Here is a 23,469-nt window from a genome sequence, read left to right on the forward strand (position 1 = left end):
CATCCAAAGGTGTATTTAAATTTGGTAGGGATATTTGACCACAGCCCTTATGGGAACTGAATCAAGGGCTGTTTTAGAATAGGGATTTAGAGATCCTTCGAGATCGTTTTTGTGCGTTTTTATTGCAAATCTGATCCCTTAGATTTGTTAATACAACAAATGGCAATCGAAATTGAAATATGCATAATAAAAACAATTGCATATATCTCATGAGGGAATCACGTGACTTTTTCAAAATTTTTAACCAAGACAAGTATGGAGAATTGGAGTTCAGACAACCACAAATTCATAACATTTTGGAACGAAGTACGAGGTAAAGAGGATAAAATAAAAAAGTTGATGGAAGACGAATTCAATAAGCAGGATGTCTTTCGTAAAGCGATTAAAGATTCTCTCGGAACTGAATACTCCGATCAGAAAGCGAACGCTGAATGCTGGGTTCTCATTTTGAAGCAAAAGTATACGATAATGGACGCTTGGTCTTTTATGTTCAACGCCATGATAGCAATATTTGGTATTGCTGTGACCGCATTTACAATCTTATCCATATATTTTGATAAGGACCGACCAATTCTATTGCTAAGTTTTTTTATCATATTTGCTATTTTCCTTTTAGTAGCCAAGTTTGGTGTAGATAAGCGCTCTAGCTGGTACAAACAACTCTCATTTTATTTAGATTCCATCGCAAAGGTTGAAAACTTATAAATTAAGAATAACTAGTATAGAGCTAAAATCTGAGCTCTATACTGATCTTATCTCAGCGTTAAGCATTTCAATCTGAACAATATCGTCCTTGCTTAGTTCCGGCTGCAGTTCTGGACTTGCTTCTTCGCCATTTAGCTCGATAATGCGGTGAACAGGCGTATAGGTTACAAACACAGTTCCACAATTTAGGTTTAAACACTGGCAATAGGCTTCACGTGTTTTTTGGTCATCACTCTTGATGTAGCGATTCAAGATTCGCTTTCGCACTTAGGGCAAGCAATCAAAACTTGATTCTTCTTTCAAACAAAATGCGATGCAAATCTCTTGTTCATAATTTGAGCACGATTTCAATTGACAAGTCATCCCAACTGTATAACTCTCTCACTATACATCCGAGCCGCTAGTTCGGAACACCAATACAAGCCACTTGTTGGCACACTAATACACGCCACTCGCTGGCTCACCAATACACGCCACTCGCTGGCTCATTAACCGCTACCCTTTCTAGGGAATCGAAGTGCCAGTCTTCGACCATTAATCATATTATTTTTCGTACTTGATCTATCCGGTGAGCTTACTGGCTTAAAAGCACACCCAAGAGGATTAGGTATGCATAATCGATACAAAGAATCTGATAACCATCTTGTGGAAGCTGCAAAATATCAAACTGGTAAAGTTTACTTGACATCAGTCTTAGTTACCGATGTAGGTAAGACGCTGAGATTATTAGCTTTTACATTATTAGTACACTCACTTGGAGTAGAAAAATTTTTATCCATTTTTCAACTAATAAGATAAGGAACATCTAACCACACATTGAATCAAACAGCCTTATTTAGTTAATGGATCAAAATGCTCCGCTGCTGTCTGAAAAAAATCCATTTGGCTGAGGTCGCCCTTACACAATTCGGGTTGCAACTCTGGGTTTGGTTTATCGCCGTTTGGTTCAATGATTCGGTGAACAGAGGTATAGGTTACAAACACCGCTCCACAGTTTAGGTTTAAACACTGGCAGTAGGCTTCACGTGTTTCTTTGGTCATCGCTCTTGATGTAGCGATTCGAGATTTGCTTTCGCACTTAGGGCAAGTAATCAACATTCGACTCTTCCTCAAACATAATGTGAGTCCAAGCCCCTAGTGCTGAGGCTAAGACATCTTAAACATTGGACTATCTGTTTCAGCTGCCATCTCAATGATGGACTGAATCGCCTCTACCTTTTCCGCATCCAGTTTTCCCTGGTTATCAGCGATGACTAATCCCATTAGATAAACGCCAACTTGAGCACGGTTCTCACCAGTGGTGTTTAGCGCAATACCTTCAATAATCAGCTCTAGAGCTTGCTGAAAAAGCTGGTTTTTCTCTGCCATATCAATACCCTTACCATGAACAATGAAAATATACTGTATATCCATACAGGTTTCTAGCTCGTATTCTCTTGATATCGATATCTGAGATATCTATCTACAAAGGTGAACTACACCCCTTAATGAACTCTTCCCACTCAGGATTACCCCGGTCTAACTCCATTTCTAAGAAGAATTTATCTACTGTTTTTTGGCTATTGGGTGGAATTCTACAGTTATTGCCACTAGACCAAGGGCGGTCGCTCCCGCTCCCTTTTTGAGCCTCCGACAAGTCGGAGTCTTTTTTGACAAGCTTCCATTCGGTTTCGCGTGTAAACACAATCAAACCTGATCCCTCAAGACCATCAATAGCAGTCACAATTTCACCGTATTTATTCTCACGTTCTTTCTTGAGCAACTTAATCGGGCGCCTAGAAGCTGGTAACCGGTGACCACCCATATAATCCATATAGGCAGAAAAGAAACCGGCATCAGCAGCACGGCGCGCTTTTTCAAATTGGCAATATTCTTGTTCTTCCTGGATGCGTCGAAGTTCGCGCCACACTGTCACGGGTGGCGTTTTCTGAAATTGAAATTGGCGGAAGCAAAACGTGCGTGACCAAGCCGTCACGTTCTTAACAGTCTCTTGCAACTTGGCGCGTTTATTATCTAAATCAGACAAGCCGTCTAACTGATGACCATCGACGTTTTTGGAAATGTACTTAGCAAGGTAAGCAACTGCCCCGCCTTCAGTTTTATCTATAGGCTTAACATCAAAGCGCGCTTTCATTGCTTTGGTTTTTGGTTCGCCATTAGGAAAATACAAATCTGACGTTTCTCTAAATTGATACTTCTGCAACCCAGCAATGAAAGCTTTGACGTGTTCTAAAGGCATGAAGAAAACAGCATGCCAGTGTGGCGTGCCATCTTGATGGGGTTCAACGACTCGCATTCCATAATAAGTTAAAGTTCGGTAGTCAGCCCAGGCTCTAAACAAGCCCCAAGACTTACTCAACCAAGCATGAGCATCACGCGGTGTAGCACCATTAAAATTGCCGTTCTCAACCCAATACTTACCGTGCTGACGCAAACGGTGAAAACGACTTGGTGCTGTCATAGTAATGAAGAGCGCTACGTGGTTATTACTTTCTGCGTATTCTTGGCAACCGGCAATACGAGTCATCAGCTCATGTCGACGATTAGCCGGGTTACTTTGCGATGCATCAATCACTGTTTTTAGATCAAGAACGTCACCATTTTCAGATTCAATCGCCATTAGCTCAATCCATTCGCGCTGCCTATCTTGACGAGTGGTCATCCACTCACATGCAGAAATCGAGGCATAAGGAGAGCTATGCGGTGAAACCATACCTGCAGCACGGCGAGCATTTTCAAACACCGCCACAACGATACGATCAATAGCACGGCGCCAGTAGCTTTCATCCATAAGGCGAACAACCACAGAAAACGCCTGCATGTCGTCCTCAACATAAGTGAACTGAGGTAGCCACAAAGATGCACCTGTGAACTCATTAATAAACCCTAATGATTCAATAGGTGAGAAACCTTTCTCAGCAGCGATACGGACTCTATTTCCGCACCGTCCTGTCATCTCAACAGCTAGCTTAGCTCGCTTCATTTCGTTATCAACTCTCCACCACGCTTCTGGCAGAACCGAGAACGCAGCTGCAGCTGCACTGCTTCTTTTCTCTATAAATTCAATGGCACGTTTAAAGCCATATTTACGCAAACGACTTGCGGCAGCTTTGTCGATATAGTTTCGAATATCGAATGGCAGCTTAAGTTTATTTGCCGTTGTCGAAGCAAACTCAAAAACCTTTTCACGAGGGGTGAGCTTGCCATCATGAACCCACTCACCATCAACAAATGAAAGCTGAGAGGTGTTTTTATGATTTTCGAGATACGCAACAAGCTCCCTGTGAATGTTGCTAGGGAGCCTGTTTAGCGGATTCTTCAAATTAATATAGTGCTGTTTCATTCTGGTTTCGTCTTACTACTCGGTCAGGGAGGCGAAGGGACTTTTCTCTCAGCTTCATTCGCCATCTTCGGTTTCGGCGTTCGCGTTCGGTTTCGTTTTGAACTCGTTTTGATTCAAGCTCTGCCCTCACCTTTTTAATCCAAACCAAACCACGATCTTTGTCTTCTTGAGTTAGCGAGTGATGCCGCATATCGGGGCACGGTAAATGGCAGGGTTCATAACTTATTTGCGTTGTCATACTTGGGCTAACTCCTGCATGTCTATCACTAAGAAACCACCCTTGCCTGCTCCTTCACTCAAAACACCATGGCAAATGTGATTGCAGCTTAATTGGTGGCATGCTTGATCAATGGCTTCGCTCATCGTATCGAAATCACCAATAGCTGTTGTCTCAGGCTCTAACGTTTCTTTGTGGCGCTTCATGGCGCCATCACCAAACAAACGGATTGCTACATATTGCATTCGCTTTTCTCCGCTTCTTTCGTAAAGGTTGAGACCACTTCGCCGGCTTGCTTATGTACATCACGCCACAGACGAATGAGTGAGCTCTGCAAATGCACTTGCCCCGCAATTTGGTTCTCTTGGTATTTGCCAATATTGATGGTGGCAAGGTTCTGAAGATGAAGCGCTTCATCAAGTGTGTTGATTTGAATGCTAACTACGTTTTTCATATTGAATATCCTTTAAGTCAGACCAGGAATAGGTGCGCCGTTGGCGAAGAAGTCAGAGCCCATTTGCATGAGGGGCTGAATACCTGTTGTTCGGCGTTCTAAATCGTTAATGAGCAAAACTAGATTGCCCAAGGCAGATTGAGCCCTTGCTAGGGTTTTTCGTTTTACCGAGCGAGGAAGCCGCTTTGTTGAATGCATGTCTAAGGCGTCTTGAGAAATCTCACCCGACAGAACCGAGTTAAATAGCACTCGCTCTAAGAAGTTTTTGTCTTCTTTAGAATCGGGGATTGGCACGGTCACCACACCAAGATCAGCCATAAGCGTATTCAAGATGGTGAAGTCACCTGACTCTTTGCACAGAAGCGCCAGATCTACTGGGTCTAGCTTGTGCGGCTGCTCAGGGTTGAGTTTGTTTCTCAACATGGTGCCGCTTTTAATCCCAATTCGAGACGCCAACTTTTCCATGTTGTGGTTAAGAGCGAAGTCGCTACAAACAGCGTTGTATTGAACCTGTTTGTGAGTGCGCAATTCGCACATTGAGCCATTTTCTTCCATAGCTAATACTCAAATGCATACAAACGGTACGAAAACGAAACCCCAACCCACGACATTGAGCCACAACGGACAATGCTCTTTAGTTGGAATCAAGGAAGATAAGCACATGACCTATCCCATTCTTTCCATCGTTTCTCGTGTTGCTAGCTCTAGCAAAGCAACCATGTTGATCATCGGTGTTTCTTTTGGTTTTGATTTGCGTTTGATAGGTAAACGACCGTCGGATACCCAGTCGATAATGGTTCGCTTAGGCATACCGGAGAATTGAGAGTATTGGTCGTACGTCATGAAAGGCGTATTTAGGACTACTTGATATGAGAGCATAGTGATATCCTGTTAAGTCATTGATTGTTTAACTTCGGACGTTAGAGTTGCCGCTCATAACATCCGGTCATCATTTGAGTGAAAATATAGACTTCTTATGAGTGAATTACAAGCCCAAATTCCGCCTTTTGATTACATTGGCGGTAAACAAGTGACGGAAAGAATGAAGATCGTCACAAATACGAAAGACTTCAAAGCACTCGGCGACATACTTGGAATCTCAAAAGGAACGATATCTACGTGGCACCAGCGTGGGTTAACTCCTTATGAAGTCGTTATTAGACTTCATTTGAAGACTGGAGCGTCAATTAGGTACTTAGCTCTTGGCGAAGGTGAGCCCTTCCCAGATAAAGAGATCCAAAACGTCAATGAGGGACAGCATAAAGATATTATTGATATCGACTATTTTGAGCTTTCTAACGGCAAACTCGTAGACAATGAAACGCTGGCTTTCGATAAGAGCTATCTAGATAAGGTTGGTGCTTCAAACGTTATCGCAATCGACAATGACCACACGACATACATAGTCGACAAAGACATACATCAAGCAGTAAGTGGCACATACCTAGTTGATATGGATGGTCTACTCTCGCTAAACCAAATCCAACGTTTACCAGGCAAGAAGCTGGCGATCAGTTTTAATGGCTCAACGCTTACAGTCGAAGAAGATGAAGTGAAGGTTGTAGGCAGAGTTGCGTTGGTGATGGAGAAGAAGTAAGTGGATGACACCATAACCCTCGATGGTGCCGGACGTATTGCTCAACTTAAAAGCTTGGCTGCTCCTCTCACAAAATCAGATATATACGAAGCTGTTAATAAGTTTATAGCTCAAAAGCAAAGCGTTAATTCGTATTCCCACTCTACAACCTACGACTTAATCGTCGACGGTAAATCTTACCCACCAAAAGCAATTTTTGGCTTGGCAATAAGTAAGTTACTTGGAGTGACTGTTCGCTCTGAGCATTTCTCTGCCGGCGTTGGCAGCCCATGCTTTGTCACCCTTGAGAGTCTCGGGTTTAAAATTAATCCAAAAATCGAACAAGAATATAAAAGCTCTACCAACAGCGAACCAAAAGCAAAAAATAAATTATGGTCTGAGGAAGAACTATCCGAAGCTGTTGATTGCTACTTGGAGATGTTTAATAAAGACCAAGAAGGTACTAAGTACAAAAAGAGTAGCTACTACAACTACTTAGCCAGTAAATATGACAGAACTCCAAAAGCTTTTGGGCGAAGAATGTCTAACATTACACATATAATGATGTTAATGGATCTACCTACAGTCTCGGGCTTGGCACCGCTTTCAAATGTAGGCAAAACACAAGCGCCAATAATTGAAAGATTAATTGCAGAAAAACTAAATCAGCCATTCATAGACGTAGCTTTAATTGACGCTGAAGCGCAATCCATAATCAATAGCAAATCCACTCCTCCCAAACCAAAGGGTGAAGAGAACCCAAGCCACACAGAAACCACAACGAAAGTATATAAACGTTCAGGCAAAGTGAAAGGCTGGGTAATACGAAGAGCTAATGGATTTTGCGAACTCTGTGGCGATAAAGCACCTTTCAACAAAGACGATGGAACCCCTTTCCTAGAGGTTCATCATCTAATTCGTCTAAAAGATGGTGGTCCTGATACTGTAGAAAACTGCGCAGCGCTTTGCCCAAATTGTCATAGAAAACTTCATTACAGCTCGGAAAAAACGTCGCTCACAGAGTACTTAAGAGATTTTTTCAAATAAATCATTGTAGATGCTATTCTTGTTGCTGATTTACCAAACCAGGTAGTATTTAAGTCAGTAATATAAATGCATGCATATGAACTAAGTAAAATTAACAGCTCCAACTAAATTCATTCAGATAATAATAATTGATCATGACGCCATAGATTCATATTAATAAGATAATTTCCACTTTTGTAACCAGTGACCAAAATCAAAGGAATCTAGATTCAAACTAATTATCGAAACTAATTCTATTATTTTTGCATCAAGATCTTTCATTACACCTGCACTTACGATGACAAAAGCCATTGCCCCCTCTCCACAGTCATCCCTTTTAGCTTGTTCATAATAGAATTCGTACCTTTCAGAAATATACTCATCCAAATATTCACTATGCGACAGTTTACCAAAATGATCAGATGGAAAATTCTTTGCTAATTGAAGCCATACACTTGAATAAAAAGAAATAACATCCTCTGTGCCGCTACGCATATTACTAGTAATTCCACTATCCCACTTTTTTCTCGCTAAAACAAAAACACTAGATTTTCTATCCAGTAAGGTTTTAATCGCATGTGATTGTTTCGGTTCATTCAAACTCTCGACCACTTGTCTATTTTTAACTAATCTAACTGACTTCCATACCGCAACTAGAGAGACTAGCAGCCCTATCAAGACTATAACTGGTTCATATGTCCCTTCAGGATTAAATACCCAGATAATAGCTAAGGCACACCCTGTCACTATTAGAATGATTTCTATGACTTGATATTTACTATTTTTCAAATGCTTGTACCTAACAATAGTAATCCAACACTGTTTTAAACGAAAAAGGCAAGAATTTTGCTATCGTGATAAAGGCACATATCTCAAACCTAAGAACCAAATCATATAGAAGCGCACTCCCTGTGAAATAATTGTTATCATACTTTTCAGACACTTAAGATAATATTATATTCAAAACACAATGCGCATTATGTACAATAGAGACCAGTTGCACAATGGCATTGGGAACAGAGATGAACAAAAATAACGAATACCTAGTTTCGGCGTTAAAAAAACTACACAGTAAGAATGAAGACTTTATCATCTTCGGTCTGACAGGTAGAACAGGAAGTGGCTGTACTAAAGCTGCTGAAGTACTTTCAACTCCTCAAGAAGACGTTAATCATAGCCTATACATTGACAATACACCGGCTAATAATACACAACGAAAAGAGAAAATTATTGCTAAGTATTTTCAACAAAACTGGCAACCATTTTTGCATCTTCGCGTAAGCTCTGTTCTCACTATGATGCTTTTGGATGTTGAAGATACAGCGCTTCTACAAACTTTCCTCAAAAACAACAACCAAACGATCAGAAGTACAGACTCTGACTTTCTAGTCTCAAGTTCAAATGAGCTAAAAACTAAAAAACATACACTTTCAGCAAAACAATTCTACATTGACTACCTAACATCTTTAACAAGCAAGATTAGAACCCAGCTCGAAGAAGCATCCTTCATTAAGCTCTATCAACAGCTAGGCAAAAACGCTCGTAGGTCCGGTTCAGTTATAGAAAGCAACCTTAAAAAAGGAGCTTTCTTCACTATTGCTGAGAAGACAAATAAAATTGTCACTAAACTCAGGAAAGAGAGTGAAACATTAGGTGAAAGTACTTACGTGTGTATTGATGCAATTCGAAATCCATTAGAAGCAAGCTATTTTCAAGAAAGGTATGCATCATTTTATTTGGTCGCCGTATCCTGTGATGAAAACACTAGGAGAGAAAGATTAACGCGAAAAGGATTATCTGCTGAAAGTATCAAAGAAATTGATGACAATGAGTACTCCAGCCTTGATTTTGATGACCAAAAAAGCTTTACAGACCAAGACTTGCAAGGCTGTTTACAACGTGCAGATATCTACGTAAACAGCAGTAAAATTAAAGGAAGTGAAGATACTATTGAGCAACTATCAAACCAACTAATAAAATTTGTCAGCCTTGCACAAAAACCTGGACTAATCACACCATCTCCAGAAGAACGCTGCATGCAAATTGCTTATACCGCAAAACTAAATTCTGGTTGTTTATCACGCCAAGTTGGTGCTGTTGTTACTAAAGATAACTTTTCGATTAAGTCTGTTGGTTGGAATGACACTCCTTATGGTCAAGTACCTTGTAACCTTAGAAGTGTTGAGGATTTAGATGCTGATTTTGACGAGGAAGCCTATAGTCCATTTGAACGTCAAAATATTGAATTTAAAAAGCAAATTAGATCTAAACTGATCGATTTCAAGTTAATCGAGGACAATGGCTATAATCATTCATATTGTTTCAAATCAGAATACAACACCTTGAAAAAAGACAAAAACCAAGTCCACACAAGGTCGCTACACGCAGAAGAAAATGCATTTTTGCAAATATCTAAAGATGGTGGTTCAGGTGTTGAAGGAGGATTTCTTTTTACTACAGCTAGCCCATGTGAACTATGCGCCAAAAAAGCTTATCAACTTGGAATGACAAAAATATTCTACATAGACCCATATCCTGGTATCTCTCAAGAGCATATTTTAACTTCTGGTAGAAAAGAACTACATCCAGAAATGAATTTGTTTAAGGGGGCAATAGGCAGAGCATTCCATAACCTATATACACCAATAACCGCCTACAAAGATGAATTAAGTGCATTGTTAACTAAGTAACACAAACTTTTCATAGCCTGAATTTAACCTCAGGCTATGAAATAAGTTATGCACCAAGAACTCAACAAAAGGACTTCAGGACCAAACGTTATCGGTTGAAGAACTGAAGCGACTACTAAATTCAAATAATTAGCTAGTGCTTGATACGGGTTACTGACGCTTAGAAGTTTCAGTCTAGGTAGACTTTTCTATTTAAGGCACAATGCCTTAGGTGAGGAAGTGGATTATTCACCTTAACAGGTATTATTTTTTACGAGGATATATATGAAGCAGTTGGTCATTTTGTCCATGCTATTGAGTTTTCAATGCTTGGGCGCCGATTTAGTCTACTTAACATGCAACGGTGTAGCTAAGGATACTGAACTAAATGTCGAAATTAAAAAAGTAGAAAACGACTTTCTACTGAATAGAGATGAGAAAACCATTCAGCAAATTATTACAGGGTTATCCGAAGAACAGACAAATAATCTCAGGCAGAGTTACACTGAATCAACCACACAATACGTAACATCTAATGATAGCATCTCGATCAACCGTCGAACTCTGGAATATACAATTAAAGGTATAATGGGGATGCGAATTTACGGTAAGTGTAAGATTGCCAAACCAGTAATTTAATTATTGTAAATATAACTTAGAACTGCTAAGCCTCCCCTAACTTTTATATCTAGAAGCGGCTTTGTTAGTACATAGTTAAATAATCAATTGCTAGATCAGATATAAGTCAATTACACATATTCTTACCTACACTACTTCATGCTCGATTTCCACAATCTTAACTTTTCTAAATGATAGATATTTTGTAAAACCTGTAGAGATAATCACCTTACTGTTAGGTGATATACCAACATGCCCCACGATGATGACATCAGAACCATCCAGTTCCCCAACGTCCCCTAGCTTAAAGTTCCTGATAACTTGTTCTGCTAACTCTGGTGACAAGCTAATACTAGGCTCTTTTCGATAGTCACCATAGTTAAGCCAAAGGACACCTTTCTTATCGATATTAAGGTTGTTGATTGGACCCCAAAAAATGTATTCCTTCCCAATATGCATTTCACTAGCGTTGGCGATTGGCACTAAATAGTCAGCCAAAACCCCATTAATGACGTCTCTACCTCCATCAGCCACGATGTGTATCGTTTGTCCTTTGTCTGCATAATTCGGATTACGACATAAATTCGTTAGTAAGGCTCTTAATGATTTATTGATTGGAAAGCCAGACGAACCACCTATCCCTATATTTCGCTTTTGTGTTAAGCGCGTTGATTCTTCGTCACCATGCTTACCATTGTCTTGAGAGACATAGAGTTGTTTAGTATTAGCTCTATCCAAATCAACCCAGATATCAGAAGATAACTCGCCCTCTTCCGCTTCATCTTCACCTTCTGGCTTGATAAGAACAGTAGAAGCATCACATCCATCTTCATGCCTAGCTCCGAAACAAGCCATCCGGTCGATTTTTGATGTTGAGTATCCTTTTACATACCAAGACTTATGACCGCATACCTTACAATCAATCATACCTCGGTATTTATCTGGATTCGCTTCATACTGCTCAGTAGAGCAATCACTGCCATCTTCTCGATATCTTGAAATAAGCATATGCAACCTCACACAAAAGTATTAGATCAAAATATCAAGTGCTGATGCTGTCAGCTAACGAATTCAACTACCTATGTGAAGCGGATCAACTCCTATTTGTGCGTTTTTTAACATTCAAACATTGTTTCTGATTTCTCACGCGATAAACTGTATTTATATACAGTTAAAAGTAGCTAACTCAATGTCTATCAGAAACTTAAAAGATGGTTCACCCAAACCTTGGGTTTGTGATTGCTACCCAAGTGGGCGAAGTGGAAAACGTATCCGAAAACGCTTTGCGACCAAAGGTGAAGCTGTCGCATTTGAAAAGTTCACCATGAAGGAGTTGGACGAAAAACCATGGTTAGGTGTAAAGAGTGATTACAGACGACTCTCTGATGTTATTGATGTTTGGTATCGGCACTATGGAAGAACGCTAGTAAATGGCGATGTGATCTATCAAAAATTCAAACTGATGGTTGAAGCCATGAACAACCCTATTGCCACTTTGTTTACCGCAAAGATGTATGGCGAGTTCCGTAGCCTTCGAATGGCAGGACAAATTAACTTTGTCGATTACCGCTGGCAGAAAGGTGCGCCAAGCGTATCAACGTTAAATTCTGAACTGGCGAGATTTAAAGCCGTGTTCAGCAAGTTGAAAGAACTGGGTGAATGGGACTTGCCGCATCCACTTGAAGAGTTGAAACCATTTAGAGAAGCTGAACGCGAGATGGCATTCATTCCTAAAGAGAAGCTACCTGAACTTATAGAGCTGGTTGGTCAACACAATCGCAGTGACATGTTGAAGATAGTCAAGATATGCCTTGCAACAGGCGCACGGTGGAACGAAGCGGCGCAGTTACGCGGTAGCCAACTGAGCAAGTATAAAATCACTTATACCAATACCAAGACAAAGAAAAACCGCACTGTCCCTATTTCTAACGCGCTTTATGAAGAGATCTATAAACCTAGCTCTGGAAAGCTGTTTGAAGAGTGCTACACGCCCTTCTGCTACATTCTTAAGAATAAACTAGGATCTACCTTCCTAAAGGACAAGCATCGCATGTGCTTCGCCATACGTTCGCCAGCCACTTCATGATGAATGGCGGTAATATTTTGGTATTGCGTGATGTGCTTGGGCATGCCGATATTTCAATGACGATGCGGTATGCGCATTTCGCTCCCGATCACTTAGCAGAGACCATTGAAAAGAACCCTCTCGCCTTTCTATAAATGCATATATTCGAATAGACATGCACTTTCCAACATTTGCACAAAATAAAAGTGTCTCAGGTGTAGACACTTTGTAGACACTTTCCAAATTTCAGGCAAAAAAAGAGCCGCAAAAAGCGGCTCTCAATTATTCGAATTTTCCGAAACGTTCTAGTTTCACTCTTTACCGTATACGTTGTTTTCTTGCTCTTGTACGCGGATAAATGTCGTGCGCTTCGTTAGCTCTTTAAGCTTTGCTGCGCCTACATATGTACACGTTGAACGTACGCCGCCAAGGATGTCAGAAATCGTTTCGTGAACACTGCCACGGAATGGCAATAGTACGGTTTTTCCTTCAGCTGCACGGTATTTTGCAACACCACCAGAGTGCTTAGCCATTGCTGACTGTGAAGACATGCCGTAGAACTTCATGAATGTCTTGCCGTCTTGTTCAATAAGCTCGCCGCCTGACTCTTCGTGGCCCGCTAACATACCACCAAGCATCACGAAATCAGCACCGCCACCAAATGCTTTAGATACGTCCCCCGCACAAGAACAGCCACCGTCACCAATAATCATACCGCCTAGACCGTGCGCAGCGTCGCCACACTCAATAATGGCAGACAATTGTGGGTAGCCAACACCTGTTTTAACGCGAGTTGTACATACCGAACCAGGACCAATACCCACTTTTACGATGTCGGCGCCCGCTAGAATAAGCTCTTCACACATATCGCCCGTTACTACATTACCCGCTGAGATAACTTTGTCTGGGAATTCAGCACGCACTTTCTCTACGTACTCAACAAGGTGTTCAGAGTAACCGTTAGCGATATCGACACAAATAAAGATAAGCTCATCAGAAAGTGCCATGATGTCTTTGGTCTTCTGGAAGTCGGCTTCCGAAGTACCCGTTGAAACCATCACGTTGTTTAGTTGTGATTTTTCAGCACCTTTCACAAACTCTGCCCAGTCGGCAACTGTGTAGTGTTTGTGTACTGCAGTCATTACACCATGCTCAGCTAGGGCTTTAGCCATCGCAAAGCTTCCCACAGAGTCCATATTCGCGGCAATGACAGGTACGCCAGACCATTGACGACCACTATGCTTGAATGTAAAATCGCGGGTTAAATTTACTTGAGAACGACTTTTTAGTGTTGAACGCTTCGGGCGAAATAGTACATCTTTAAAGCCTAACTTAAGTTCTTGTTCGATACGCATTGTGTAATTCCTTGATTCATATAGCTATGTGTCACAGCAGAGTGCGTTGGTAATTTCGTTTGCAGACGTAATTACTATCTTTCGGACACAAAAAAACCGGAGCGTTTGCAGACGCTCCGGTTTTCAGCATTATAGGTCGTGATTTCTTTCTCGCAAGTCTGATAATTCTAAATTTTTTGTGATACAGTTGGGCTCCCTTGCATATCCAGCAAAATCCATTTTCACTCCAAAACAACAAAATCTTTATCTTTCACCCACTTAACATCAATCTAACGCAAACCTTTGCGCAAATATTTTCGTGCGCATAGCACTACCGATCCAACCAACTCTAAAAACCGTGATCTAAATCACCTCAAATACCCGCACTTACTAACTGTTAACTCACCAAATAATTCAGAAAATTCACGTATTTTTCATCCAAATTCAGATATACTACGCCCAAACCGTACAGCGAACCTTATAATAATTACCTAACTATTCCCCAAAAAGGCTATTAACATGCATCATCACTCCAAGACTATTCTTACTGCCGCAATGGCGCTTTTCTGCACGACTGCCGTTTTCGCTGCTGAACAACATTCATTTTATGGACAAACGGGCGTCTCGACCTTTAGCAAAGACAGTCACTCACAGAGCGGTCTCTATTTTCAAGGTGGTTACAATTACAATTTCACCCCGTTCCTAGCACTCGATCTTCACTACACCCGCGCAAATTCATTTAACTCTAACTTATCGCAAGGGAGCAATGACTTTACGGTAGAAGCGGATGGATTCGGTGCAGGCATAAAACTAGAACACTATATGGGGCGAGTTAACTTCCTAGCTAAAACTGGAATCAGTGCCTTACAGATCACCCAAGAGTCTTGGAACCAAAGTACACTTCGATTTGAGAAAACCAAAAATAGCGAGACAAGCCCATACGTCGAAGTCGGTGTTGGTATGATGTCTCCATGGACTAAAAACCTTAACATTAGCCTAAATTATAACTACCAACTTGCTGGTGATACTTGGGATATTTCAACATTTTCTGTTAATGGCAATTACTACTTTTAATCACGCAAAATAACAGATTGATTGACGCTCAAAGTAGCGTTCAATCCGTTAAGTATGGTGAATAACATGGCGAATACTGTTCACCACATCTGAAGCGCAAAGACCAATGAGCCCATACGTTGCAACATTATAATCGGCAGCGCAGCTATGAAGCATGACACCTTTTCTTGCCGCCATCTCCAATGAGCGACCTTGCGCTAACAAAGAAACAATAACGCCTGTTAATGCATCTCCCATCCCTCCCGTCGCCATTCCTGCATTGCCAGCACTACAAACATACGTGCCATGCTCACTGCAAACTAACGTACCAGCGCCTTTTAATACCACCACACCGCCATAGCACTGTTGAAGCTTCACCACTGAGCGATACCGATTTTGTTCGATCTCAGTAACCGTACAATCCAGTAGCTTTGCTGCTTCCCCTGGGTGTGGTGTGATAATACGTTGATCATCATAATTGGGCTGAATGGCTAAGAAATGCAGTGCATCCGCATCAAGTACTTTTGGTAAAGTCGTACTCGAGAAAAAATCAAAAAGCTGTTTCGAATGAGACTCTCTACCGAGACCAGGTCCAAGAGCAAAAGCGTCACACCATGCCAGTCTTTGTTGGCAATTGTCTTCACTCCAATGAGAAAACATCACTTCAGGCGTGGCAACTAACCCAGCAATCATATTCTTCTCTTGTGTTAAACAAGCGGTTAAACCAGCACCTGATTTAAGACAAGCATGAGCAGCAATAAGTACCGCGCCACCTAACCCGTAATCACCACCAACCAACAATGCCTTACCTTGCGACCCTTTGTGCGCGCATGGGCTACGCTGCCTTAACGCCTGAATAAGGTGTGCTGAGTCCCACCAAACTTTCGTGTTTTGTATCCGCTCAAAATGTTGATGTACCGCTAAGCCTGAAAAGTGTAAATCGCCAACAAATGCTCTCGCCTGCCCTGTCACTAACCCCTGCTTGATACCAATAAATGTCATGGTGTGGGCAGCTTGAATACAGCAACCCAACACACTTCCTGTATCACTGCATAAGCCAGAAGGGAGATCCACAGACACAGTGGCAACATGAGCATCGTTGACTTTTTCGATCACGATTCTCATTTCATCTCTGACCGTGCCACTCAAACCGGTCCCTAGCAACGCGTCGACCACTACATCATAATGTCCAATTTGTTCTAGCTTGACCGGTTTAACCTGACCACCAGCCAACACAAAATCGTGATAGGCTCGCTTTGCATCATCAGTTAATTTATCAGGCGAGACAAGCGCCCAAAGCGTAACATTAATACCGGACTGAATAGCCCGTTGCCCGACGATATAACCATCGCCGCCATTGTTCCCACCACCACACAGTATCAACAGTGTTATCTCACGACCATATTGGTCAATAACAAGATTGAACACCGCCTCACCTGCCGACTGCATCAACGAGTACATTTCAAAACCCGCTAATTTTGCGGCATCCACTTCCCCCTTTTTCACTTGCTGCGCGCGAAATAACGGTTGAGGGTGCGATACAAAAGGGGCAATGTGCGACATCATATCTCCTTGCTCTTCGCTGATGACGAATATTAAGACCATACTAAAAAGGCTAGCTTATAATAAGCTAGCCTTCATTAATGCGCTTCAAGGTTAGAAATACTATTTACCTTGCGAAGCCAATGCTTCCGCTGTCGCATCTTGAATGGACAAAAATAACGAGCGGATCTCTCCGGTAGGCGTACGCATTGGATTCAAAGTAATGTGTTGATACATGAAATCTGCCTGCTGAGTCACAGGGCGCACATTACGGCACTTAAACAAGTACGGTCTTTGTTGCCATGTAATGAAACTACGACAACCTAAGTCATAAACTGGCTTAGTTTTTAGTTTAAACCAATCTGGTGGAATTTCTGGGAACAACTCAAACAGCGACTTACCAATCGCATCATGTGCTTGGATACCACTATGGTGCGTCATAAACCCGTTCCATACTTGAACATTATGATCGCGATCGAGTACCACTAGCCCTAGGTCGACGTTCTGTACCATGTCGACCATCCAATGGAATTGCTCAAATTCTGCCGGCAAATTTAGCATTAAGCATCCTCCATTAAGTACGACAATTTGTTGTCCAACAGCGGTAATGACTCATCAACAAACATAAACAGTAAATCACAACGAATCGACGTACCGTCGATTTTATAGCTCACTTCAAAAGTCATGGTCTTTTTAAATGTTCCACCAGTTGAGTTGATCACCGAATCAATCGAGATATGTTGACCCAGTAATACTGGAGAGCTTTGGAAGAAGCGAACTTCAACTTGTTGCCCTAACCCTTGCAAAAAAGAGCCAACTAAAATATTGGACACATCCATCAACAGTTCAAGCTCTTCTAACTCTTCACTGTCAGCAGGAATTTTCATCAACTTCTTCAAGTCAGAAACACTGGAGTCGCTCAGCAAGACCAGGGCTTCCCCTGCAATGCCTTCGCCACTAAAACCCTGACAAACACCTGAAACCTGATCGTTATTAGAGAGATCACGCAGTGCCATGTGTAACTCACTAACTTCAAAAATATTGACGTTAGGCAGAGGTAGATGAACAAACACATCGAAATGACGCGCCAACGCATCAGCGGCACGACCAATCGAAACGTTCGCCACTTCCATATAAATATCACGGCGACGCAGTGCTGGGGAAAGAACAGGTGTAGCAGGGACGTAAGCTGCTCTGTTTCGCTCTGCTGGTAATACCAATTCAGATAGAACTTGCTTAAGTGCCTGTTGGTCAATGGGCTTCTGCAGGAACGCTTTCGCGCCAAGCGCCATCACTCGTTCTTTAGCCTTAGGCTGAATATCACCAGAAACGACAACAACGTTCACATCAATGTTGCGTTTTTTAATTTCTTCCAATGTGCCAAAACCATCCAGCTCAGGCATGGTTAGGTCAAGGAACATTATTTTGAATGACTGTTTTTCAAGTTGTTCCAAGGCATCTAACCCGTGAACAGCAAAAGTAATCTCTGCGTTGAGCGTTGCAGGTAAAGAGCGTGCCATCTGCTTGCGCGCTAGCGCAGAATCATCACAGATTAAGACGGGAAAGGACATCGTAGTACCCACTGCTATTGGTTTAATTTTTAGCAAATTGTAACAGATAGTTATCGTGCCAGATACGGCTGAAGCGAGCAAAACAGCTGCGTTTTTAGATTTTTTATTCGTCGTCGTCGGCTATTGAAAACAAACTTGCGTTTAGTTTTACTGCGTACTGAAATACAAAAAAGCCAGCATGAAGATGCTGGCTTTACAACTCAATTAAAGGACAACTAGTTGGCCATTTTTATCAATGATTTGCCAATCAACCACTCTAGTTTTACATCGCTATCATGTCCAAATTTAGCTTCAACCGCTTTGTATAAACGCTCAATACCATTAGCTGCAAATTCATGTGCATTTTCAGAAGTAACGATGTGATGAAATAGCAAACGTAAGATAGCCAAAAACTCACTATTATCCAGAGCTTTAATCCAGCTGTCCGCAAACTCATTCAAACTCGCATCAAATTCAAGGTGCTCAACAAACATCTTGAAAATTCGCCCATCTAAAGCTGCGGTAAAATCTGTTTTCTTCGGAAAGTGGTGGCTGATCCCTGTGCGAGAGACGCCTGTTTGTTGGCTAAGGGTTGTGTAAGACATCTTGTCATAACCAAGACGCAGAAGTTGATCAACAACGGCATCCATGATTTTTTGTATCGTGATTTCGGTATCTTCTTTACTACGCTTTGGCATGTTTTCGCTCTTCTGTTTGTAAATCTATGGGACTCAACGTGAGTCTTAAAATAAGGGCTTTGTAACAATGTTTAATTTTTAAAGTGTCATCACTAGAAAGTGCAACTGCTGATTATTTAGTCAATATGTTTTTTAGTGCGCTCTTTCCACCCTCACTCTAACTCAATGAAGGGGCTCAGTTTTCTTACCATTGCCTTAATTTCAACAGCAAGGACAACTGAAGATGCTTATTATTTCCAACTAAATAAATGCGTCATGGATAATGTTACAAAATTAGAACACTTACAACTAAACGCACAGCGTCCTGACAGCAATCTAACATTTTAATTTTAATCTATATGACCGAAATCACACAAGGTTTGTTAAATTTAACACAAATATGCAATAACTTTTCTACACAACCGATTGCACCACTTTGCGGTTTATTTTATTGCCCTTTCATTTCTATGGATAATCCTCAAATATACCTATAAAATGCCTACAATTATTTGAAGAGGATATGGCTATGAGTATCGAACCAGAAGCTCAAGTATGCGAAGCATGTGGCTGCGCCGGTGAAATGGGATTCATCATCAAAGAAGGTGATGATGTTGCTGAAGTAACTATTTTTGCTCCTAGCAAAGCGCTTATCGAAGCTGAACTGGCTAAGTATGTCGACCTTGCAAAACAAGTCTGCGCTGGCGTTGAATTTGAAACGACTGAACTGACTGACGAAACAACTGAACTAACGGCACGCTTCAAATTTGAAGTGAGTGCAGAGAAGCTTATTTTCGAATTGAAAACTCGCTCTCTATCTCGCTAAGTTCTCAAGCGGGCACTCGCCCGCTTTTCTTGCTTCAATAGTTGACCAAACTAATCTGCTTGTGAATACTGGCTCAAAGCCCACTTCCTATACGTAACTTATGCTTCGATGCCTGTGCTCCCTGATCTTATTGTTTTCTGCAGCCGCTTCCGGTCAAGCTTTAGATAGTTACCGTATACTCAATCATCTCGACAATTACGGTAATCTTGATTTACGACAAAAACCCTATACCGAATTACCTTCAGGTGTCGTTATCAAGGGCAACCTCAATATCGCCAAAACTCAAATCAAAAGCCTGCCTAGTGGTACCACGATCGAAGGCAGTTTAAATGCAGCTAATAGTGCGCTGTCAAAAATCGGCAAAGGCACCACGATTCGAGGCTATGCCAATTTTCTTGGTTCAAAAATCAAACGTTGGCCAAATGGTATTAAAGTGGGTGGCTTTCTCAATTTCACCGACACCCCATTAGAGAAATTGCCAAATCGTATGCGGGTTAATGGCGACCTGAGTGTCATACGTACGCCTTTAACTGAACTCCCTGAAGGTATAGTGATCAAAGGTGACCTTTACCTTGGTGGCTCTAAAATTGTGCAATTTCCGAACACAATGACAGTAGAAGGTAATATATTCCTCGGTGGTAACCGAATCTCTAAGTGGCCAGAAAACCTTACCCTTGGTGGTGCTGTCGCCCCTTAATCTAAGTCTATTAGATGGCAAAAGGGCAGCTCATGGCTGCCCTTCTTTATATCGCTGCAAAACTGTCACAGCGCTATTTATTCGCGGTTCTTTACTGGGTTTGCATAGCTATCAATCAAAAATTGATGCGCCCCTTCAGGTAACTGAGCAAGCTTCTCTTTTAGCGAGGATTTCACTTCCTCTCCAACATTGGTATCACCTGCGGCAAGCTGATTAATTGGGAACAATTTGTAGTTTAGATGAATTTGGCGATCAATCTCTGCAGCCAATGCATCCGGCGTTTCAAACATGCCATCAATCACGTCACCAAACGCAACATGGACTTGTCCTTTGTCGCCCACAATACCTTGAATGATACTTTCAATATCTTCAAATTCGCCTTTCTCGTAATGACCGTTTACTAATTTTTCATAAAGCTCACGCGCTTTCGCTACATCACAAGGGTCGTTCTCATAAGAGATAGAGACTGGCACTATTTTTAATGACTGAATGTAAGTTGGAAAGTCGATCTTTTGTCTGCGACCTTCTACATGAAACATTTTTAAGATCGCTGGCTCAGTAAAGTCATTGCCATCTTTCGCACGACCTTCTCTTTGAGCGATCCAAATGGAATTGCCAGTCTCTAAAGAGTGCTTAATGTAAGAGGAGAGTGTGCCTAGTGCTTTCATCATTTCACGCGGAGCTTTCGCAGAACGTTTAACAATAAAGCTCTTATTCAAACGCATCAATTCAGTCGTACACGGCTTCTTTAGTAGGTTGTCACCAATCGCAATGCGAACGGTTTTATGACCATTTTGATGCAGACCATAATTGACTAATGCTGGATCCATCGCGATATCACGGTGATTTGAGACAAACAGGTAGGCTGTTTGCTTATCAAGATTATCCAAACCACTGTAAGTCACACCATTAGTAGTGGTCGCTAAGGTGTTATGTAAATACTTCTTCACCTCAAGCTGTATCGACTCCGTAGTGGAAAGCTTTGACCATTTAGATTTAAGGTATACCTTAACCAACGGCGTCATTATTGCTTTAAACCAAGGCGCATGATTAGAGAATCGATGCTGTAAAATAGCAGCAATGAATTCATCATCTTGAATCAAGCGAGCAATTGCCGCTGGAATCTCATCATCATTGTAAGGGCGTATATCAATATAAGGATCAGTATTTATAGTCATTTTAATTTATATCAGAGACAAATCGCGGTCATTCTACGCATAGAATCGATTCTTGACAGCTAAGATGCGCACATAATCAGTAAGGTCAGACCAGAACATCAACCGGAATACCACTGTCAGGCTATCTCAATATGGCTTTTTTCCATAAGACACGCTACTCTTAGCGCCCCATAAAAACCGAGTTTTTCCATGCACTACTCTATCTCCCATCAGACCACAGAATTTGGCTTTCTATCAATCACTCCACGTAAAAAGTTGCTGAAGCATCTCTTATTGAGTGTAAAAGAAGGTTTGGCTCTGGTGAGGCTTGGCAAACATGAGTATGCGGTTGAAGCCGGACAAGTGGTATGGCTCCCCTTTGATTGCCTAACATCTATTAGCTACTTACCGCAAACCCAAGTATCAGTGGTTGAAGTCTCATGCCGAGTACAACAATCCATGCCAAAACAAGCGGGTTTTATCGAGCTCAATGAGTTAGCGACGGCGGTACTTAATCGTTTGGCGACCATGGAGCAAGGTCACCAGCTAAGACAAGACCTTTATCGTGTCCTACTGAGCGAATTGACGGGGTTAAAACCAACCTTACAGCAATCTTCGCTAAGCCAGCAGATTTCTATGTGGTCACCAGAACAAGCCAGCACGCTTGCAAGTGAGCTTCAATTAGCACTAAAAGTAAGGGAAGCGCGCAGAAGAATCCTCTCAGGAATAAAAGAGCATGACGTTATCGAGAGTTTGTTTGCTGGCAGCCAAGCCGCGTACACCGTTACTCTCGAAACCATCTGCGGGAAAAGCCGTTTCTAATAACGGTTGTTGCCAATAACAGTTGTTACCAATAACCAGGGCGTAACTCTATTTCTTAGAGCCACGACCATCGCTTGTCTCCTTCCGATTTAAATCCTTTTGCATAGCGATCACTCTATCGCTATGCTTCTTGCAAGTTAATTAAAAAAAGTCTCTCATGAATACACAAACACCTTATCCAATTGGCACTGCGGGTCAAAAATGGAACGACAATGATCGCCAAGCATGGCGTGAGTCTACGCAAGTAAAACGTCTCTACAGTGAAGAAGTGCTACCAAAAATTGAGGCGCTAAAAGCTCGCTTTAATGTTGAACAGTATGGCGCTCTTTCCTACGATGAAAGTCGTTTCCCTCTATTCTGCATTAAGAGCAACAGCTGGAATGACAATAAACCCACTGTTTTGATCTCCGGTGGTGTTCATGGTTACGAAACCAGTGGTGTGCAAGGCGCTATATTATTTGCAGACCAACACCTTGACGCTTACTCTGAGCACTTCAACATCGTTATTGCACCGTGTGTTAGCCCTTGGGGTTATGAAACCATCAACCGTTGGAACCCACTCGCTATCGATCCGAACCGCTCATTCTATGCCAACAGCCCTGCTGAAGAATCTGCAGCACTGCAAACATTAGTCGCGACTTTGGGTGATGTATTGGTCCATTTTGATCTGCACGAAACCACAGACACTGATGAAACGGAGTTTCGTCCAGCACTTGCTGCTCGTGATGGTATTGACTATGAAGAAGACATCATTCCAGATGGTTTTTACACCGTTGGTGACACTGAAAACCCGCAAGCAGAATTCCAAACAGCTGTGATCAACTCAGTCGCGAAAGTGACTCATATTGCGCCAGCAGACGATAAAGGCGAGATCATTGGTTCAGAAGTCGTACAAGAAGGCGTTATTTTGTACCCAATGAAACAACTTGGTCTTTGCGGCAGCGTCACTAGCTGCTTGTTCCACACAACGACTGAAGTTTACCCAGATAGCCCTAAAGTCACGGATGAAGAGTGTAACCAAGCACAAGTTGCAGCAATTATCGGTGGTCTTGAGTATGTGTTGAGTCACCATCAATAACCGCTAAGCCGTCTTAGCACGTCAGCGAAATACACCATACTTCGGGGGTTGCTCGGAGTATGG

At 41.8% G+C, this 23,469-nt stretch carries 26 protein-coding genes and 1 pseudogene; 11 read left to right on the forward strand and 16 right to left on the reverse strand.

Annotated elements, in window-relative coordinates; genetic code table 11:
• Window positions 1–222: 222 nt before the first annotated feature.
• Window positions 223–705: a hypothetical protein gene (locus H2O73_RS00770; RefSeq protein ID WP_182105561.1), complete on the forward strand. Its 483-nt coding sequence runs from the start codon at window positions 223–225 to the stop codon at window positions 703–705.
• 36 nt (window positions 706–741) lie between these two features.
• Here the strand turns inward: H2O73_RS00770 and H2O73_RS22245 are convergent, their stop codons facing one another.
• From H2O73_RS22245 to H2O73_RS00810, 8 genes are all read right to left on the reverse strand, one after another.
• Complete coding sequence (locus H2O73_RS22245) at window positions 742–972, reverse strand: ogr/Delta-like zinc finger family protein (protein ID WP_368737139.1); 231 nt, start codon at window positions 970–972, stop codon at window positions 742–744.
• 564 nt (window positions 973–1,536) lie between these two features.
• Window positions 1,537–1,803 carry an Ogr/Delta-like zinc finger protein gene (locus H2O73_RS00780; protein WP_182105563.1) on the reverse strand — a complete coding sequence of 89 codons (267 nt, stop codon included), beginning with the start codon at window positions 1,801–1,803 and terminating at the stop codon, window positions 1,537–1,539.
• 48 nt (window positions 1,804–1,851) lie between these two features.
• Window positions 1,852–2,118, reverse strand: coding sequence for a hypothetical protein (locus tag H2O73_RS00785; protein ID WP_182105565.1), 267 nt, complete (start codon window positions 2,116–2,118; stop codon window positions 1,852–1,854).
• 49 nt (window positions 2,119–2,167) lie between these two features.
• Window positions 2,168–4,048 carry a replication endonuclease gene (locus H2O73_RS00790; protein ID WP_182105567.1) on the reverse strand — a complete coding sequence of 627 codons (1,881 nt, stop codon included), beginning with the start codon at window positions 4,046–4,048 and terminating at the stop codon, window positions 2,168–2,170.
• A 234-nt stretch (window positions 4,049–4,282) separates the two neighbouring features.
• Window positions 4,283–4,510 (reverse strand): hypothetical protein, encoded by a 228-nt coding sequence (locus H2O73_RS00795; RefSeq protein ID WP_182105569.1) that lies wholly within the window; start codon window positions 4,508–4,510, stop codon window positions 4,283–4,285.
• Window positions 4,498–4,719 (reverse strand): hypothetical protein, encoded by a 222-nt coding sequence (locus H2O73_RS00800; protein WP_182105571.1) that lies wholly within the window; start codon window positions 4,717–4,719, stop codon window positions 4,498–4,500. Before H2O73_RS00800 ends, H2O73_RS00795 begins: the two co-directional genes overlap by 13 nt.
• A gap of 12 nt (window positions 4,720–4,731) precedes the next feature.
• Window positions 4,732–5,274 carry a phage regulatory CII family protein gene (locus H2O73_RS00805; protein WP_182105573.1) on the reverse strand — a complete coding sequence of 181 codons (543 nt, stop codon included), beginning with the start codon at window positions 5,272–5,274 and terminating at the stop codon, window positions 4,732–4,734.
• 111 nt (window positions 5,275–5,385) lie between these two features.
• The gene (locus H2O73_RS00810) at window positions 5,386–5,598 is read right to left on the reverse strand and encodes a hypothetical protein (RefSeq protein ID WP_005595400.1); all 213 of its coding nucleotides are present in this window, start codon (window positions 5,596–5,598) and stop codon (window positions 5,386–5,388) included.
• Between the two features lie 97 nt (window positions 5,599–5,695).
• Here H2O73_RS00810 and H2O73_RS00815 point away from each other — a divergent pair, with 97 nt between their 5' ends.
• Both H2O73_RS00815 and H2O73_RS21840 read left to right on the forward strand, forming a co-directional pair.
• Complete coding sequence (locus tag H2O73_RS00815; RefSeq protein ID WP_182105575.1) at window positions 5,696–6,316, forward strand: phage repressor protein CI; 621 nt, start codon at window positions 5,696–5,698, stop codon at window positions 6,314–6,316.
• Entirely contained in the window at window positions 6,317–7,342 is a 1,026-nt protein-coding gene (locus H2O73_RS21840; protein ID WP_182105577.1) for an HNH endonuclease, read from the forward strand.
• A 153-nt stretch (window positions 7,343–7,495) separates the two neighbouring features.
• Here H2O73_RS21840 and H2O73_RS00825 read toward each other — a convergent pair whose 3' ends face one another.
• The gene (locus tag H2O73_RS00825; protein ID WP_182105579.1) at window positions 7,496–8,110 is read right to left on the reverse strand and encodes a hypothetical protein; all 615 of its coding nucleotides are present in this window, start codon (window positions 8,108–8,110) and stop codon (window positions 7,496–7,498) included.
• 233 nt (window positions 8,111–8,343) lie between these two features.
• Between H2O73_RS00825 and H2O73_RS00830 the strand changes: the two genes are divergently transcribed.
• Both H2O73_RS00830 and H2O73_RS00835 read left to right on the forward strand, forming a co-directional pair.
• Window positions 8,344–10,011, forward strand: coding sequence for an anti-phage dCTP deaminase (locus H2O73_RS00830; RefSeq protein ID WP_182105581.1), 1,668 nt, complete (start codon window positions 8,344–8,346; stop codon window positions 10,009–10,011).
• Window positions 10,012–10,275: 264 nt separating this feature from the next.
• A complete protein-coding gene (locus H2O73_RS00835) occupies window positions 10,276–10,629 on the forward strand; it encodes a hypothetical protein (protein ID WP_182105583.1) in 354 nt (117 codons plus the stop codon).
• Window positions 10,630–10,755: 126 nt separating this feature from the next.
• Here H2O73_RS00835 and H2O73_RS00840 read toward each other — a convergent pair whose 3' ends face one another.
• A complete protein-coding gene (locus H2O73_RS00840) occupies window positions 10,756–11,616 on the reverse strand; it encodes a hypothetical protein (protein ID WP_182105585.1) in 861 nt (286 codons plus the stop codon).
• A gap of 181 nt (window positions 11,617–11,797) precedes the next feature.
• On the opposite strand from H2O73_RS00840, the pseudogene H2O73_RS00845 reads away from it, so the two are divergent.
• Window positions 11,798–12,828: pseudogene (locus H2O73_RS00845) on the forward strand (phage integrase).
• 156 nt (window positions 12,829–12,984) lie between these two features.
• On the opposite strand, the gene H2O73_RS00850 reads toward H2O73_RS00845, so the two are convergent.
• Window positions 12,985–14,028: a GMP reductase gene (locus H2O73_RS00850; RefSeq protein WP_182105587.1), complete on the reverse strand. Its 1,044-nt coding sequence runs from the start codon at window positions 14,026–14,028 to the stop codon at window positions 12,985–12,987.
• Window positions 14,029–14,526: 498 nt separating this feature from the next.
• Here H2O73_RS00850 and H2O73_RS00855 point away from each other — a divergent pair, with 498 nt between their 5' ends.
• Window positions 14,527–15,081 carry an outer membrane beta-barrel protein gene (locus H2O73_RS00855; protein WP_182105589.1) on the forward strand — a complete coding sequence of 185 codons (555 nt, stop codon included), beginning with the start codon at window positions 14,527–14,529 and terminating at the stop codon, window positions 15,079–15,081.
• Window positions 15,082–15,129: 48 nt separating this feature from the next.
• Here the strand turns inward: H2O73_RS00855 and H2O73_RS00860 are convergent, their stop codons facing one another.
• From H2O73_RS00860 to H2O73_RS00875, 4 genes are all read right to left on the reverse strand, one after another.
• Window positions 15,130–16,623 carry an NAD(P)H-hydrate dehydratase gene (locus H2O73_RS00860; protein ID WP_182105591.1) on the reverse strand — a complete coding sequence of 498 codons (1,494 nt, stop codon included), beginning with the start codon at window positions 16,621–16,623 and terminating at the stop codon, window positions 15,130–15,132.
• A gap of 102 nt (window positions 16,624–16,725) precedes the next feature.
• Window positions 16,726–17,163 carry a PAS domain-containing protein gene (locus H2O73_RS00865; RefSeq protein ID WP_182105593.1) on the reverse strand — a complete coding sequence of 146 codons (438 nt, stop codon included), beginning with the start codon at window positions 17,161–17,163 and terminating at the stop codon, window positions 16,726–16,728.
• Window positions 17,163–18,173: a response regulator gene (locus H2O73_RS00870; protein ID WP_182105595.1), complete on the reverse strand. Its 1,011-nt coding sequence runs from the start codon at window positions 18,171–18,173 to the stop codon at window positions 17,163–17,165. The genes H2O73_RS00865 and H2O73_RS00870 overlap by 1 nt, the downstream gene beginning before the upstream one ends.
• A 215-nt stretch (window positions 18,174–18,388) precedes the next feature.
• Complete coding sequence (locus tag H2O73_RS00875) at window positions 18,389–18,850, reverse strand: TetR/AcrR family transcriptional regulator (protein ID WP_182105597.1); 462 nt, start codon at window positions 18,848–18,850, stop codon at window positions 18,389–18,391.
• 505 nt (window positions 18,851–19,355) lie between these two features.
• Here H2O73_RS00875 and H2O73_RS00880 point away from each other — a divergent pair.
• Both H2O73_RS00880 and H2O73_RS00885 read left to right on the forward strand, forming a co-directional pair.
• On the forward strand, window positions 19,356–19,652 hold the full coding sequence (locus tag H2O73_RS00880; RefSeq protein WP_182105599.1) for a DUF406 family protein: 297 nt from the start codon (window positions 19,356–19,358) through the stop codon (window positions 19,650–19,652).
• 100 nt (window positions 19,653–19,752) lie between these two features.
• Window positions 19,753–20,349, forward strand: coding sequence for a hypothetical protein (locus tag H2O73_RS00885; protein ID WP_182105601.1), 597 nt, complete (start codon window positions 19,753–19,755; stop codon window positions 20,347–20,349).
• A 77-nt stretch (window positions 20,350–20,426) separates the two neighbouring features.
• Here H2O73_RS00885 and H2O73_RS00890 read toward each other — a convergent pair whose 3' ends face one another.
• Window positions 20,427–21,527, reverse strand: a complete 1,101-nt coding sequence (locus H2O73_RS00890) for a 1-acyl-sn-glycerol-3-phosphate acyltransferase (RefSeq protein ID WP_182105603.1) — start codon at window positions 21,525–21,527, stop codon at window positions 20,427–20,429.
• Between the two features lie 189 nt (window positions 21,528–21,716).
• On the opposite strand from H2O73_RS00890, the gene H2O73_RS00895 reads away from it, so the two are divergent.
• Both H2O73_RS00895 and H2O73_RS00900 read left to right on the forward strand, forming a co-directional pair.
• Window positions 21,717–22,328 (forward strand): AraC family transcriptional regulator, encoded by a 612-nt coding sequence (locus H2O73_RS00895; protein ID WP_182105605.1) that lies wholly within the window; start codon window positions 21,717–21,719, stop codon window positions 22,326–22,328.
• Window positions 22,329–22,485: 157 nt separating this feature from the next.
• Entirely contained in the window at window positions 22,486–23,406 is a 921-nt protein-coding gene (locus H2O73_RS00900) for a M14 family metallopeptidase (RefSeq protein ID WP_182105607.1), read from the forward strand.
• The last annotated feature ends 63 nt before the right edge of the window (window positions 23,407–23,469 follow it).

The organism is Vibrio marinisediminis, from assembly GCF_014050145.1.
GTDB lineage: Bacteria > Pseudomonadota > Gammaproteobacteria > Enterobacterales > Vibrionaceae > Vibrio > Vibrio marinisediminis.

Bases quoted from the DNA above. Each gene is read 5' to 3' on its own strand.
- H2O73_RS00780 (WP_182105563.1), bottom strand. From the start codon at position 1,803: ATGTTGATTACTTGCCCTAAGTGCGAAAGCAAATCTCGAATCGCTACA.
- H2O73_RS00785 (WP_182105565.1), bottom strand. From the start codon at position 2,118: ATGGATATACAGTATATTTTCATTGTTCATGGTAAGGGTATTGATATG.
- H2O73_RS00790 (WP_182105567.1), bottom strand. From the start codon at position 4,048: ATGAAACAGCACTATATTAATTTGAAGAATCCGCTAAACAGGCTCCCT.
- H2O73_RS00795 (WP_182105569.1), bottom strand. From the start codon at position 4,510: ATGCAATATGTAGCAATCCGTTTGTTTGGTGATGGCGCCATGAAGCGC.
- H2O73_RS00800 (WP_182105571.1), bottom strand. From the start codon at position 4,719: ATGAAAAACGTAGTTAGCATTCAAATCAACACACTTGATGAAGCGCTT.
- H2O73_RS00805 (WP_182105573.1), bottom strand. From the start codon at position 5,274: ATGGAAGAAAATGGCTCAATGTGCGAATTGCGCACTCACAAACAGGTT.
- H2O73_RS00810 (WP_005595400.1), bottom strand. From the start codon at position 5,598: ATGCTCTCATATCAAGTAGTCCTAAATACGCCTTTCATGACGTACGAC.
- H2O73_RS00815 (WP_182105575.1), top strand. From the start codon at position 5,696: ATGAGTGAATTACAAGCCCAAATTCCGCCTTTTGATTACATTGGCGGT.
- H2O73_RS00830 (WP_182105581.1), top strand. From the start codon at position 8,344: ATGAACAAAAATAACGAATACCTAGTTTCGGCGTTAAAAAAACTACAC.
- H2O73_RS00835 (WP_182105583.1), top strand. From the start codon at position 10,276: ATGAAGCAGTTGGTCATTTTGTCCATGCTATTGAGTTTTCAATGCTTG.
- H2O73_RS00840 (WP_182105585.1), bottom strand. From the start codon at position 11,616: ATGCTTATTTCAAGATATCGAGAAGATGGCAGTGATTGCTCTACTGAG.
- H2O73_RS00850 (WP_182105587.1), bottom strand. From the start codon at position 14,028: ATGCGTATCGAACAAGAACTTAAGTTAGGCTTTAAAGATGTACTATTT.
- H2O73_RS00855 (WP_182105589.1), top strand. From the start codon at position 14,527: ATGCATCATCACTCCAAGACTATTCTTACTGCCGCAATGGCGCTTTTC.
- H2O73_RS00860 (WP_182105591.1), bottom strand. From the start codon at position 16,623: ATGTCGCACATTGCCCCTTTTGTATCGCACCCTCAACCGTTATTTCGC.
- H2O73_RS00865 (WP_182105593.1), bottom strand. From the start codon at position 17,163: ATGCTAAATTTGCCGGCAGAATTTGAGCAATTCCATTGGATGGTCGAC.
- H2O73_RS00870 (WP_182105595.1), bottom strand. From the start codon at position 18,173: ATGTCCTTTCCCGTCTTAATCTGTGATGATTCTGCGCTAGCGCGCAAG.
- H2O73_RS00875 (WP_182105597.1), bottom strand. From the start codon at position 18,850: ATGCCAAAGCGTAGTAAAGAAGATACCGAAATCACGATACAAAAAATC.
- H2O73_RS00880 (WP_182105599.1), top strand. From the start codon at position 19,356: ATGAGTATCGAACCAGAAGCTCAAGTATGCGAAGCATGTGGCTGCGCC.
- H2O73_RS00885 (WP_182105601.1), top strand. From the start codon at position 19,753: ATGCTTCGATGCCTGTGCTCCCTGATCTTATTGTTTTCTGCAGCCGCT.
- H2O73_RS00890 (WP_182105603.1), bottom strand. From the start codon at position 21,527: ATGACTATAAATACTGATCCTTATATTGATATACGCCCTTACAATGAT.
- H2O73_RS00895 (WP_182105605.1), top strand. From the start codon at position 21,717: ATGCACTACTCTATCTCCCATCAGACCACAGAATTTGGCTTTCTATCA.
- H2O73_RS00900 (WP_182105607.1), top strand. From the start codon at position 22,486: ATGAATACACAAACACCTTATCCAATTGGCACTGCGGGTCAAAAATGG.